This is a genomic window from Njordella aestuarii (assembly GCF_056494165.1).
This window is the reverse complement of the sequence record NZ_CM151397.1, coordinates 81,393-94,998: the sequence shown is the minus strand read 5'-3', so window position 1 is coordinate 94,998 and position 13,606 is coordinate 81,393. Positions and strand designations below refer to the sequence as shown.

Below are 13,606 nucleotides of genomic sequence, written 5' to 3'. Positions count from 1 at the left end.
CCCCTTAAGTATCCCACCCCAAAAGCTCGACGGCCGTCAGCTTTACGCGTTCAGCGCGAGATGCGGCCGTTCGACATCGACGATATCTAGCTCGACAGGTTTTCTCATGCCACGGTTTGAGTTTCGCCGCTTCACCTTACTGGTTGCATCCTGCTGCCTGCTGGCTTCGACGACCATGTCCAGCTTGGCCGAAGAGGTCTCGGTCAGTTTCGAAAAAGACGTTCTACCGATCTTTCGCGAGCATTGTATGGGATGCCATCAGCCCGCGTCGCAAAGCGGCGGGTACATGATGACCTCGCAGGACAAGCTGATGCTGGGCGGCGAGTCGGGCGAGGGAGCAATTGTCCCAGGCGACGCCCCCTCAAGCGCACTCGTCCATTTGGTAACACCGCATGATGGCACGGCTGAAATGCCAAAAAACGCGCCGCCACTTTCCGACCAACATCGCGATATAATTCAGCGATGGATTTCCCAAGGCGCTCAATTCGACGGAAGCACATCTAGGCCGACTTACAACGCTGAACATCCGCCGAAGTACTCGCGTGCACCGGTCGTGTCCGCGCTCGACTTTTCTCCCGACGGTCAACTGCTTGCGGTCAGCGGCCACCACGAAGTTCTCCTGTTCGAAACGGATCGAATGACGCTACGGCATCGTTTGATCGGCATGAGTCCACGAATTGAATCACTCAAATTCTCTCATGATGGAAAACGATTGGCGGTTACTGCAGGGGAGCCCTCTTCGAGTGGGGAACTGCAAGTATGGGACATCGCCAACGGATCATTGCTCTTGAGCAAATTCGTTGGCTCTGACACCCTGTTCGGAATCGATTGGTCGCCCGACGATCAGTTGCTTTCATTTGCATGCACCGACAATACAATTCGTTGCGTCCGATCAGACTCTGGTGAGCAAGTGCTGTTTCAAGGCGCCCACGACGACTGGCCGCGAGCAACGTCGTTTTCGGTCAGCGGTGAACATGTTCTTTCGGCCGGCAGAGACATGACGGTCAAACTGACGGAAGTTGCTACCCAGCGCTTTATCGATAACGTGACAAGCATAACACCTGGTGCCCTTCGAGGTGGCATCAATGCTTTAGCTAGGCATCCTTACCGCGATGAAATATTCGTAGGCAGTTCGGATGGCGTCCCGAAGCTCTACCGCGTCTTCCGTCAAACCGCTCGCCAAATCGGCGACGACGCCAACTTGATTAGGCAACTCCCTGCTATGCCAGGACGCATTTTCGATGTCCGCATCAGCTCCGACGCATCCATCCTGGCCGCAGTCAGCACTCTTGACCAAGTTAGTCACGTGCGCGTTTGGAAGTATGAAACTGCAGACAATGTGCCCGAAAATATCCGCCAGATCCAGTCAAAGAACGCTGCGGATCGCACGACCGAAGAACGAACCGTGCTCGACGCATACAGCAGCGCCGAACCAGTGGAAATCGCTCGCTGGGAATTGCCCAGCACTGCCGCTTACGCTCTGGCAATCAGTCAAAACCGAACGATTGCTGTGGGCAGCGCGGATGGCACAATACGTGTTTGGAAAATTGACGACTCAAGCCTTCTCCACGAGGTGTCCGCCATCACCGACAACATGTTGGCGGGAAGTGAAAAACGAGACAGCCTGCAACAACAACGAACAGCATATCTTGCGAAAGCTGTTCCAACTTCGCCTGCGGGACACCTTGAGAAAGATCAAGCGAGCATTCCAGAACATATCGTTTCCATTCGTGTCTCACCCGCTAAAGTCAACCTCGAGAACTGGAAACACTATACCCAACTTCTTGTTACGGCAGAGCTTGCTGACGGAAGCGAGATCGATGTCACCAGACATGCAACGGTCGAAACAAATGGGCGTTCAGTTCTGGTGCATGAGGACGGCTTCGTCGAACCGCTACACGAAGGCGAGGGTGAACTGAAGGTTAGCATCGGCGATCATACTGCTAGCGTGCCTACCCGAGTTGGGGCAACAGCGATTGATGAAGTGGATTTTGTACGTGACGTAAATCCTGTCCTGTCACGCATGGGTTGCAACCAAGGTACTTGTCACGGTTCGCAAGCCGGAAAAAATGGCTTCAAGCTTTCGCTACGGGGCTATGATCCGATCTTCGACATTCGAAGTCTGACGGATGACTTGGCCGCGCGCCGAATCAATTTTAGCTCGCCCAACGACAGCTTGATCCTTAGCAAGCCACTAGGCACGGCACCTCATGCTGGCGGTGTGCTGATGCATAGCGGCGATCTATACAGCACCATCGTCGAACAATGGATTTTGCAAGGTGCGAATCTGGCAACAGATAGCAAACGTGCCGTCAAAATAGATGTGATGCCCAGCAATCCCGTGGTCGATCAAGCAGGAAATTCTCAACAAGTGCGCGTTGTCGCTACCTATGAGGATGGGACCGAACGCGACGTAACACGCGAGGCCTTTATTGAAAGCGGCAATAGCGAAGTTGCTCAGGTCAATCGAACTGGTTTGGCTACTGCGATTCGGAGAGGTGAAGCGCCGCTTTTGGCACGGTACGAAGGCAATTATGCCGCCACAACTCTCACTGTCATGGGCGAGCGCGACGGATTTGAATGGAGTTCTGTTGAAACGTGGACGCCCATCGATGCGTTGGTCGCCGAAAAGTGGCAACGCATGAAAATACGGCCATCAGAGCTTTGCAGCGATGCGGACTTTATCCGCCGCGTCTATTTGGACCTTACTGGGTTACCTCCAAGTGCGCATCAGGTTCGTGAATTCATCAAGGACGCGACGCCGACTCGAGTGAAACGCGATGCACTGATTGACCAGTTGGTTGGGAGCCCCAATTATCTTGAACACATGACAAACAAGTGGGCTGACCTACTGCAAGTCAACAGTAAATTCCTGGGCAAAGAAGGAGCAACTTCGTTCCGGAATTGGATCGCGGAAGAAGTGAAGAAGAACACGCCGTACGATCAATTTGTAAAAAACATCTTGGTTGCTTCTGGTTCCAATCGCGAGAACCCGGCCGCTTCCTACTATAAAATCTTGCGAACTCCGGAAGAGATTATGGAGAACACAACACATCTCTTTCTTGCCGTACGATTCAACTGCAACAAATGTCACGATCATCCATTTGAGCGTTGGACGCAGGATCAATATTATGAGACGGCAGCTTTCTTTTCGAAAGTTGACTTAAAGAAAGATGAAGCGAGTGGCGATCGGATGATCGGCGGTTCCGCGGTGGAAGGCGCTAAACCGCTTTATGAAGAAGTCTATGACAAAGCGGAGGGCAGTGTCATACATCAACGAACTGGCAAAGCCATCGAACCCAAACATCCATTTAGCTGTGAGTTTGAGCATGAGGAATCGCTGGGCCAACGGGCCGAAATGGCGGCCTGGCTAACCAGCCAGGACAACCCCTATTTCGCTCGCAGCTACGTCAATCGTTTGTGGGGATATTTGTTAGGTGTCGCCTTGATCGAACCAATTGATGATATTCGCGCTGGTAATCCTGCGTCGATTCCCGCGGTACTCGATCATTTGGAACAGGAGTTTATCGCAAGTGGATTTGATGTGCAGAGCGTGGTAAAACAAATTTGCAAGTCGCGTGTCTATCAGCTTGATTCAGGTACAAATGAATGGAATCAAGACGATCAGACAAATTACTCGCATGCGATTGCCCGCCGACTACCTTCGGAAGTGCTCTACGACGCCGTCCATTTTGTCACAGGAACTGAGACGACTATTCCCGGGGTCGATAAGGGAACACGAGCTGCAGCGCTTCCAGATGCCGACTCGGGATTGGCCGACGGCTTTCTTAACAACCTTGGCAGACCAGCGCGTGAGAGCGCATGCGAATGTGAGCGTTCAAACGATCTGCAACTTGGAGCTGTTATGGCGTTGCTGAGCGGCCCGACCGTTGGCAATGCAATTTCTGAGAAGAACAACACGTTGCACCAAATCGTAGCTCAACTGACGGAAAACGAACAACTGATCGATGAGCTGTACATGCGTGTTCTGAATCGACCTGCCAGCGATGCGGAAATCGCAGGCTGTAAGCCATTTTTCGAGCAAGTCGCAACTGATCACATGTCGTTGCAGTCGGCTCTTCAGGAAGTCGAGACATGGTGGGCAGCCGAACGCGAAAATAGGGAAGCGACGCGTGTGAAGAATTTGGCGGAGGCGAGGCAGAGATTGGTCGCGCGTGAAATGGAAATCGCTGAAGCTCGCGCCATCGCCGAGACCGAACGACTTGCGCAGGAGACTGCGGCGACTGCGGCGGCAGACCAATACCTAGCTAGCTGGCAAAGCGATCTTGATTCTTGGTTCTCGGCCAGAAAGTCGACCGTGCGTTGGGATCTGCTCGCGCCCATGGATGCATCGTCTAGCAATGGAGCCGAACTCCGTCCTCAGCCTGACCGATCGATTTTAGCTGCGGGCAACAAGGATAAAGGAGTCTACAACATTACGACCGCTTCGGCGTTATCATCGGTTAGGCAAATTCGGCTGGAAGCGCTAACCGACCCATCGCTGGCGGCAAAGGGTCCCGGCTTTCCTTTCAATGGAAATTTTGTAGTTACGGAATTCGAACTATTCGCGGGCCCCGCGTCTGATCCGAATGCTTGGACAAAGATCAAACTGCGGGAGGGCAAGTCAGATTTTGACCAAGCTGGCTTTTCGGCTGCCGCAGCGATCGACGACAAAACGAACGATCAAGGCGGATGGGCCGTAGCGAATGCGGGTGGAGTCGAACACTGGGCCGTCTTTGCTCTTGAGCAACCGTTGCAACTGCCCGACGATTGGGTGATTCAGGTGAGAATTCATCAGAACCATGACGCCGCCGAGCATCGATTGGGTCGATTCCGACTGTCCGTTTCGAACTCTGAAGAATTCGTTGTAGGGTTGCCCGAATCCTTCTCCACTATCCAGCGAACTCCGAACACATTACGCAGTGAGAGCAGCCGCGAACTGCTTACCGCGTACTTCATGAAGACGGACGCCGAATACATGCGGTTGCAGCAAGTCGTGGCCGAAGCAAAGAAGCCGCTGCCTGAAGACGAGCAATCGGTTGCAATCAAATTGAGCATTCAACGGCTCGAAGCGCCGATTGCCGATGACCTTAAAGTCGTGCAAATGAGGTCGGACTTTGAACAGAGTAAACAACAGTTGGAGCAGAGCCGCATTACTGCAGTCGAAGATATCACGTGGGCTTTGATCAATAGCCCGGCATTCTTGTTCAACCATTAGAATACAAACCACTCGGCAAAACGAGCTATTAACCGGAGACTGATACGATGTTTCGAATTCTGGGCGCGCGCGGAAAAGATCTTTGCGATCGACATCTAAAATTTGATCGACGCGATGTACTACGATTGGGTGGTGCGAGCATGTTTGGTTTGTCGCTCGACAATTTGTTTCGATTGCAAAGTGCATCCGCAAGTGAAGCTGTTGGCGGCGGGCCGGGCTGGAATAAAGCCAAAAATGTGATTCTTGTCTACCTGCAGGGCGGTCCTAGCCACATTGATCTGTGGGATCCGAAAGAAAATGTGCCCGACAACGTCAAATCGGTCTTTCAACCGATCAGCACGAAAATACCTGGCATTAAATTTACCGAAAATCTGCCACAGCTCAGCCAGTTGAACGACCGCTTTACGATGATTCGTTCGATGAGCTATACCCCCAATGGCTTGTTCAATCATACAGCGGCGATTTATCAGATGATGACTGGTTACACGACCGACAAGGTGAGTCCTTCCGGTCAGTTGGAACCTCCGTCGCCAAAGGATTTTCCGAACTTCGGCTCGAATATCGTTCGCTTGCGTCCCACCGACACTCCGATGCTTCCTTTCGTCATGCTGCCACGGCCGCTTCAGGAAAGCAATGTTGTGGGGAAGGGCGGCACGGCTGGCTTTCTTGGCAAAGCGTTTGATCCCTACACGCTGTACCCTGAAGGCGACGATATGGATATGCAGAAGATGGAGAAGATTAACGTTAGCGACTTGCAGTTGCGGCCGGAAGTTTTTTCCGTTCGTTTGCAACGTCGCGCGGCTTTGCGTGATGTGATCAATCAACAGATGCCCAAGATCAATGCGGCTGTCGAGAATTATGAGCTTGATAGTTATTTTGATCAGGCTCTTTCGCTGATCGTGTCGGGTAAAGCGCGAGAAGCGTTCCGATTGTCAGACGAATCGGATGAGCTGCGGGATCGTTATGGACGCAATACGTTTGGACAGAGCTGTTTGCTCGCTCGCAGATTAGTGGAAGCGGGTACTCGGGTGGTCGAAGTTGTTTGGCCCAAGGTGGCTAACAGTGACAACCATTCATGGGACCAGCACTCCGACTTGTCCCGTCGCTTGAAGAATCAATCGGCTCCGATGCTGGATGCAGGACTATCAACCTTGATAGACGATTTGGACCAGCGAGGTTTATTGGAAGACACCTTGTTGATCGCTGTTGGTGAATTCGGTCGGGCGCCACAGCGTGGTGTTAGCACTAGTGGCAATGGTAACTCAGATGACGGCCGTGATCATTGGCCCTATTGCTATACGGCGGTAGCGGCGGGGGCTGGCATCAAACGCGGTTACGTGCATGGTCAGAGCGATGCAACGGCGAGTGCACCGACGGAGAATCCGGTGCATCCAACAGAATTGTTAGCTACCATTTATCATGCATTTGGCATCGCCCCCGACACCATCGTGTACAACCATCTGAACCAACCCCGCGAGCTAGTAAAAGGCCAAGCCGTAACCTCCCTGTTTGGCTAAGACTTCGATGGGCGTCAAAGCGTCAGGGCAATCACACGACAAAGTAGTCACGGGCAATTATTTGCAACGATCTCCGATCCGCGAGTTCCTCGCGAGACGCTGGTGCGGGATTTTGGAAGGTTGTCTTGCAGAGTCGCAGGTCAATCGCACGTGATCGATGCGGCGCAAATTCGTCACAGCAACCGACATTACAAAACTCGAGCTCGCACACGAGCGCAGCTAGCGGGCTAGAGCGGATCGGTCGGCCGAATCATACCCTCGCTTCCAATAAGTAAGCCATCCAACGAGATCGACACTGCACGGATGGAAGAATTCCGAGTCAACCTTCGTTGCCTCTGTGCCAACGTCTCGCCAGATCGGTCAAGCACTGCAGCTTTTCCGCCTATGAAAGATTAGACAGCACCGCAATTCAAGATTGCGGAGATCGTCCACGTCAGAAAAAAGGTGTGTCTCCAACTTGCCGCGCCATATGCGTCCCCGCGTGTTCCATTCGTCGATCTCAAAGTTTATGTCAGAACTCGTTGCACAGGGCGGTTTACAATGCATTGCTGTTGAACGTTGTCGAGATAACGGAATTGCTGCGGGGGATGGAAGGAGTTCCAAGTGTCTCGCAATTCAGTTAGTGATATTGGATTCTTGAAGACCTTCACTTGTGAGAAATGGATACCGACGGCAAGATCTTGGGCATAAAAATAGTCATCAAATTCTTCTCTGGTGACTGCCGAAATTTTGCGTACCTTGGGCCACAACTTTGCTGGTTCAAATGCTTCTATGCGATCTATTACAGCGGAAGCGACCACGGCGCATCTTGGCATGGAGGCATAGATGACCAGCTGTGTACCAGCCTCAGCGCGGGGAATTCGCTTTCTCAACTCTACCGACTTGCGGCCATCCAAAATTGCTTTGACATACCGTGGGTGTATCGACAAAAAAAGCATTTCCTACTCCAGTTTTGAGGCCTGCCGATAAATCATTTCAAATGCCGATTGCCTTATCTCCACTGCAGAAACGAATTGCTGGCGTTTCATTCCATCCTCTACCAAAATCGCATTTAGCTCGTCCAGTGGGATTGTTTGTGGAAACAGTTCGGTATTGGTGAACTCCATAGCGAAAGCGGAAGCATCTGGTTCTCCGAAGTGATCCATAAGGTGCCTCCATTCAAAAACTCCCAGTCGCTGATACTCTCGATATAGATCTTTGACTGTGCCCGTGACACCTTTGGTCATTACCGAACAAGCTCGAATGCACCCGCCGCCACGTTCTTTGCTGCCACTCACGTACCAAAGAATGCGAGCAATGTCGCCTTTGGGACTGTTCTTGGGCCTTTTGTAGTAAACGGAATCGGGGTTGATTACCAAGCGGGTGTCCATCGAAAGAAGCGGACGACTCCAGATGCGAAAGTCAAATAGTTCCTGTGCCCATTCTGGTTGAATTGGAACTACGAAGGTTGGCAGCTTACCGAAAGTCACTTTGCCAGGATGAATCAACGCCTCAAGCCGCTGCGCACTGCTTAGACAACCACTCGCAGTGGCGTCCGCTAATTCAATGATCCCTTCACGCAACGAAGCGGGAAGGCCATTTGCCGCAATGAGGCCGTTAACGACTTCCTCCAACGACTTACGATCCCAAACTCCCGGCAAAATAGTTCTGATGTATTGATGGCCAGCAATTTGGAAACCGCGACGCAAACATGCAGAAAGAAGTGCTGCCTCAACGAGCGGATCTTCAATTTTCAGTATTGCATTTTGAGTAGAGTTCGCTGTTCCGGTCGGCAAATATGCGATCAATTCAGAGATAACATTCCCAAGTCTTGTACCCGCGAGCCTGCGAGCTACCCGAAAGATGCGAATACTTTTTTCGGCAGCACTCTTGGCTTCAGTCAGAATCATAGCCAAAGACCGGCGATTTGTATCGCGAATGTGACTGACCTCAAAACGATCGGGAAGGCTGAGAGCTCCGTCGATCAGCGCCGAAAATACTTTTCGAGTCTCTCCATGTTTTTCTTTTACGAACTCTCCAATATCGATTTCGTTCATTGATTTGACACGATGTCGTTCGATGCCCGTGTTTCGCATTTCGCGATACTGATAGACTCCTGCTCGAACAACAGAATCAATTTCCGAAATGATCTCAGAAGGCCTCTGCACCCGTAGTCCAAGACTGCCTAGAATTTCAGGGGCCTTCTTCAGCAATTCCTCATCATAAGTCGCAAACGCAGCAGCATTCCGTGATGCGGCGATCGCTAAATGTCGCTGGTCTGAAATCTCGCTCGGGTCTTTGGGGTCGCCAAGTATTGATCGTAGCGGGTCTCGGTGTCGCTCTGCAGCGTCATTATCTGAGGAGATGACATTCCACGACATACGAATCGATGAGATCATTTCACTTCTCATTGGCTCTTCTTGTCGATCCAAGTCATTAAAGACTTCTTCTGTAACCGCAATCGATATTTCATCCGCCAACCAATCGGCAAGTAAGCCTGAGGCGTTTTCGTGCCTTGGCCGGCCTGGGTATCGAATATCAATGCAGACATTCGCGTCGCACACGATCAATGGCTGCTCTGGAACGCTGGGTGAAAGCTCGAACAACGGCGTTTCGTTGAGCGTTAAGGTGTAGCCTATCAGCTCGCTTCCACCTAGCTTTTTGCCAGGTATACGCTTGGCTGCATGGAACCCCAGGCGGTGCCAGACTTGAGCTGCTTCATAGTCAGCCCTGCAGTTCAGGCGAATGCGCGCGCATGCCGCAAAGTCTGCTCGCAACTGATTTATCAATAGTCGACTAGTTCTTTTTCCTCTGAATCCGCTCGATACAGCCAAGTGGGCAATCCTGATTTCGCTTTTTTGATTCACTGAGAACAATACGTAACCTACAACATCTTCGCCACTCTTGGCCACGAGTATTTGGCGTTTTGCCAAGCGTTCTTGGAATGCTCCCGCCGGAAGAAACCCAAGCTCGCGCTTATTCTGTCGATAAATCGATGCGATCTCTTCGAGTTCCTTTTGTGATGATGCGTACGCGATAATTGTGTCTTTTATGGCTCGGCCTCGCGTTGCAGACGGACTGTCTTAGTGGAAATTCCAAGGCTACATTGTAGTCGAATTGGCCTGACTCAGGCCTGTCGATAAGTCTTACAGCTTGCTAGGCGGATTAAGAATGACTCGTCCTGCTTATCGTGCGCCCACATGCTGACCCGCAATGCTACACGCAGGCATTGGTAAGAACACCTCTTTACGTTTGATTCGCAGACGAAACGGGGAAAGTATCGTTCAACCGCGTGCCCAACGGGCCACGATACCTGCTACAGGCACCATAAACGCGGGGCGATGCCCACGCGGTTAAACGAAACCCTGCAGTTTCATGTAGCATTACAAGGACGACGCTCGTGCCCTATAGATGGTTGGCACTTTGCCTCAGGTCCACGCATCAACCTCGAGTTAAATACGCGAGGTTGACTTGACTCAGCGGTCGGATCGACGAATGTGCCGTCTTGCTTACGCCTAGCTCGCGGGCTTCAGATAGCCATGCATTCCGAGCCAACTTACATAGGCATCGAACCAGCCGGTGCTGGTCGTGGTTTTCTTGTACATGCCGAAGCCGTGCCCACCTTGTTCGTAGTAATGCAATTCAACAGGGCGATTTGCTTTACGCCAGCTTTCAATCAGACCAAAGCCAACAGGAAAAAGCGGGTCATCGGCGGCAATAGCTGCGAAGAGCGGTGGTGCGTCAGCAGGAACTTCGACCGCATTCAAGCCGCCATAGATGCTGGCGATGAACGCGGGTTTGGCTTCGCCTCCGCTCAACGTTGTGGTCATGGTCAGCATTGCGCCGGCGGAGAAGCCGATCATGCCGATGCGGTCTGGATCCACGTGCCATTTTTCGGCATTCTCGCGGATGAGAGCGAACGCAGCGTTCGCGTCAGCAACTTGCGGTGCGATACGAGCGGTCATCTCGGCCGGTGTAGGACGCGCCGGACGCGGCCCACTCCCGGTTCGGGGCGCAGTCGGATTCGCGAACTCTTTGAGATCGGCCACAGTCTGATTAAGACGATACTTGAGCACAAAAGCAGCCACGCCTTTGGCAGCGAGTGCCTCGGCGACTTGCCAACCTTCATTTTCCATCGACAACGTTCTGAAACCTCCGCCCGGTGCAACAATCACAGCCGCGCCGGTCGCAGTCGAAGGATCAGGTAGAAATGGCGTCAACGTCGCGACAGTAACGTTGCGCGCGAACTTGCTTCCGTACTGACTGTGCCACGACTCGGACGTTTCGGCGTCGGGCAGCGGCCCCGTTCCCAACTCAATGGCGTTTGGTTGTTCGGGAATTTCAATTGGCGTCATGGCGTCTCTTGGAGCGTTTTCGCTCGCGACGTTTTGACTTGCCGCTTGCTGAGCTATTCCAGGCGTTAGCAGCGAGAGAAAGCACGCTGACGATAACGACACACAAAACAATTTTCTCCTTGCCTCTCGAAACAAGCGAGCGACGATTTTACTTGTGTTTCTATTTTTCACAGGTGACTCCAGCGGTGGATGGTTTATTTGAGAGAATGCCGACTTGGGATCTTGGAGTATATAATGCGTCGATTGGTCTAGCTACCATCCAACGTGATTACATTGGGTTGCGTGGATCAAATGAGCTCGGCTAGGTACCAAACAAAATGAAAATGAAATTAGTCGAAGAAGAGAGGGGAGACTTAAAAATTCGTTCTTCCCGTACGTGGCTTCGGGTCGACAGACGGTGCCCGACAGCACTGCTCTCGATGAAACAGCATTTTGTGCCAATTGTCGTTTCAATCTTCATCCATCTCAATCTGGTTCTAGCGCTGCTTCTTTGCACACTTGCTAATCCCGGCGAGAAAGCGCTGCTTACATTCAACTTTCAGCTGCCAGATGAAGCAGACGAGCCAATGCTAATCGTACCTGAGATTCCTATTGAAATCTCACTTGAAGTTCCAGATGAAATCGAAAGTGAGTCACGCTTCTTACCAACTGTTGATACTGTTGCGCCCGTCATGTCAGCAATAGGTATCGGAATTGAAGGAATTGGCGGATCTGGTCAGCCCGAAGATGAATCACATGCTGATGCGCAAGAGTATGCTGTTCGCGATGTCATTGTGATTTCGGGAATAGTCACGCATGCTATCGATGCAACAATGAAGAATCCATGGGAGCGGCTCGAGAAGGATAGGAGTGATTTCCGTCGAGATTTCTCAGCCGAAGTTTTTGAGTTGGACGAGGCCAGATTTTATTCGATCACATTTTTTCCGCTGGAAGCTTCTGCTACTGATCTTTGTAGTGAGGCCATCGCTAGCAAATTGCGAGCGGTTGTTAACTGGTCGAATGAGTACTCCCGTAGAACAGCCGATAGTCAGGGCACACCCTATAGTTCTGAATTAGTTTTGATCTTACATTCTGGCAAGATACCGATTGGTCAACTTCGAGACTTAATTGCGCTGAAATCCAGGGAGATACCAATGCAAATTGTCTGCCTTAAATATTCCGTGGGTGCGGACGATCAGATCAAGAGTTTAGCCGGAAATGCTGGTGGCCAATACTTTGCGTCTAGAAAATGAACAGAAACTTGCCATGCCCGTTGAGTCGGCGAACATGTTGTGTCCGAGGCTGACGGCGAGGTCGTTAATCCACCCGGAAGGCTACAAGCTTCCATGGCAACGAGGTCAACTTTGTGTTTTTTGAAGAAGGCGGTGAGGTTAGTTCGCTCTGTGACAGCGTTGATAAAGTGATGTTTGTGAGTTTCGAAGTCAAGAAAGCAGCACATTGTCTTGAACTTACCGAGGTCTAGAGCGAGAATGTTGACGGTATATGTTCTTAGGGTTTGGGATTGGAAGTCTGTCAGCGAACATGATTCAGGCAACTCGAGATCACGGGCCCGAGTTGCCAGATTTTAATCAAATGACTCCCATCCCAAGCTCAGGACTTACATAGATTTGTTACTCATTAAAGGCAACGCATGATACCTGCTTCAAATCCGCATGCGCGAACGATCGTGCGAAAGCTTGCGCTTTCCGAAGAGGGCGACGAAGTGGTATACTCTGAAATGACCGCTGAACAACGGGTTTTGATGGTCTGGCCCCTCACGCTCACTGCATGGAAATTTGCTAAGCCAGATGGATTTGAATCCAGACTTCAAAGACATGTTACTCGCATTGAGAAACGCTAAAGTCGACTTCTTAGTGGTTGGTGCATATGCTGTTGCGGCACACGGCTACCCAAGGGCAACTGGTGATCTGGACATCTGGATTCGCTCTGACGAGGAAACGGCTCCGCGTGTCATGCTTGCACTGGCGGCTTTTGGAGCACCAATTGGTGAATTATCCGTGGCGGACTTCTCCGTTCCTTCGATTGTTTTTCAGATCGGCGTTCCTCCGGGCCGCATTGATATTCTGACCACTGTTTCTGGCGTGGATTTTTCTGACGCGTGGAAAAACCGAATGCAAATCAAGCTGGATGATCTCTTACTTGACGTCATAGGTCGCGCTGACCTCATCAGGAATAAGAAGGCATCAGGACGCCCCAAAGACTTTGCCGACGTCGCCGCGCTAGAATCATCGAATGACAGATAACAAATAGATAACAAATAAAGGTTACATGTTGCGTTGCTAAGCCAAGAAGATAATGGGCATGAACGGTTCGTACTTGGCACCTTTGTAGATTGACAAGTTGCGTGACGAGATTGGAGCGTGCGTCAGCAACAGTAGCATACGAGCCAGCGACAAGGGATGCTTGCCGAATAGCGTAGCGGCGGTGCTCGCAAGCGAAATCGAACCAGCCGCGACGGCTCCGCAACCTTCGAGCCGCGATCACGAATGCCGCGATATTTTTGGCTCTTGATTGCCTGAACTCCGAATCCGGTACAG

Annotated in this window: 7 protein-coding genes; 4 read left to right on the top strand and 3 right to left on the bottom strand. The window is 51.5% G+C overall.

Annotation, left to right across the window (positions count from 1 at the left end):
- The first annotated feature begins 106 nt into the window (after window positions 1-106).
- Together SH451x_RS00315 and SH451x_RS00310 are read left to right on the top strand one after the other, a co-directional pair.
- Complete coding sequence (locus SH451x_RS00315; protein WP_479360250.1) at window positions 107-5,218, top strand: DUF1549 domain-containing protein; 5,112 nt, start codon at window positions 107-109, stop codon at window positions 5,216-5,218.
- 47 nt (window positions 5,219-5,265) lie between these two features.
- Window positions 5,266-6,735 (top strand): DUF1501 domain-containing protein, encoded by a 1,470-nt coding sequence (locus SH451x_RS00310; RefSeq protein ID WP_479360249.1) that lies wholly within the window; start codon window positions 5,266-5,268, stop codon window positions 6,733-6,735.
- A 506-nt stretch (window positions 6,736-7,241) separates the two neighbouring features.
- Here the strand turns inward: SH451x_RS00310 and SH451x_RS00305 are convergent.
- The 3 genes from SH451x_RS00305 to SH451x_RS00295 all read right to left on the bottom strand — a co-directional run bounded on the left by SH451x_RS00305 (window position 7,242) and on the right by SH451x_RS00295 (window position 11,171).
- On the bottom strand, window positions 7,242-7,673 hold the full coding sequence (locus tag SH451x_RS00305; protein WP_479360248.1) for an ASCH domain-containing protein: 432 nt from the start codon (window positions 7,671-7,673) through the stop codon (window positions 7,242-7,244).
- A 3-nt stretch (window positions 7,674-7,676) separates the two neighbouring features.
- On the bottom strand, window positions 7,677-9,707 hold the full coding sequence (locus SH451x_RS00300; protein ID WP_479362935.1) for a GNAT family N-acetyltransferase: 2,031 nt from the start codon (window positions 9,705-9,707) through the stop codon (window positions 7,677-7,679).
- A 522-nt stretch (window positions 9,708-10,229) separates the two neighbouring features.
- On the bottom strand, window positions 10,230-11,171 hold the full coding sequence (locus SH451x_RS00295; RefSeq protein ID WP_479360247.1) for an alpha/beta hydrolase: 942 nt from the start codon (window positions 11,169-11,171) through the stop codon (window positions 10,230-10,232).
- Window positions 11,172-11,488: 317 nt separating this feature from the next.
- Here SH451x_RS00295 and SH451x_RS00290 point away from each other — a divergent pair, with 317 nt between their 5' ends.
- Together SH451x_RS00290 and SH451x_RS00285 are read left to right on the top strand one after the other, a co-directional pair.
- The gene (locus tag SH451x_RS00290; protein ID WP_479360246.1) at window positions 11,489-12,301 is read left to right on the top strand and encodes a hypothetical protein; all 813 of its coding nucleotides are present in this window, start codon (window positions 11,489-11,491) and stop codon (window positions 12,299-12,301) included.
- Between the two features lie 555 nt (window positions 12,302-12,856).
- Window positions 12,857-13,312 (top strand): hypothetical protein, encoded by a 456-nt coding sequence (locus tag SH451x_RS00285; RefSeq protein WP_479360245.1) that lies wholly within the window; start codon window positions 12,857-12,859, stop codon window positions 13,310-13,312.
- The last annotated feature ends 294 nt before the right edge of the window (window positions 13,313-13,606 follow it).

Bases quoted from the DNA above. Each gene is read 5' to 3' on its own strand.
- SH451x_RS00315 (WP_479360250.1), top strand. From the start codon at position 107: ATGCCACGGTTTGAGTTTCGCCGCTTCACCTTACTGGTTGCATCCTGC.
- SH451x_RS00290 (WP_479360246.1), top strand. From the start codon at position 11,489: ATGAAACAGCATTTTGTGCCAATTGTCGTTTCAATCTTCATCCATCTC.
- SH451x_RS00285 (WP_479360245.1), top strand. From the start codon at position 12,857: ATGGATTTGAATCCAGACTTCAAAGACATGTTACTCGCATTGAGAAAC.
- SH451x_RS00305 (WP_479360248.1), bottom strand. From the start codon at position 7,673: ATGCTTTTTTTGTCGATACACCCACGGTATGTCAAAGCAATTTTGGAT.
- SH451x_RS00310 (WP_479360249.1), top strand. From the start codon at position 5,266: ATGTTTCGAATTCTGGGCGCGCGCGGAAAAGATCTTTGCGATCGACAT.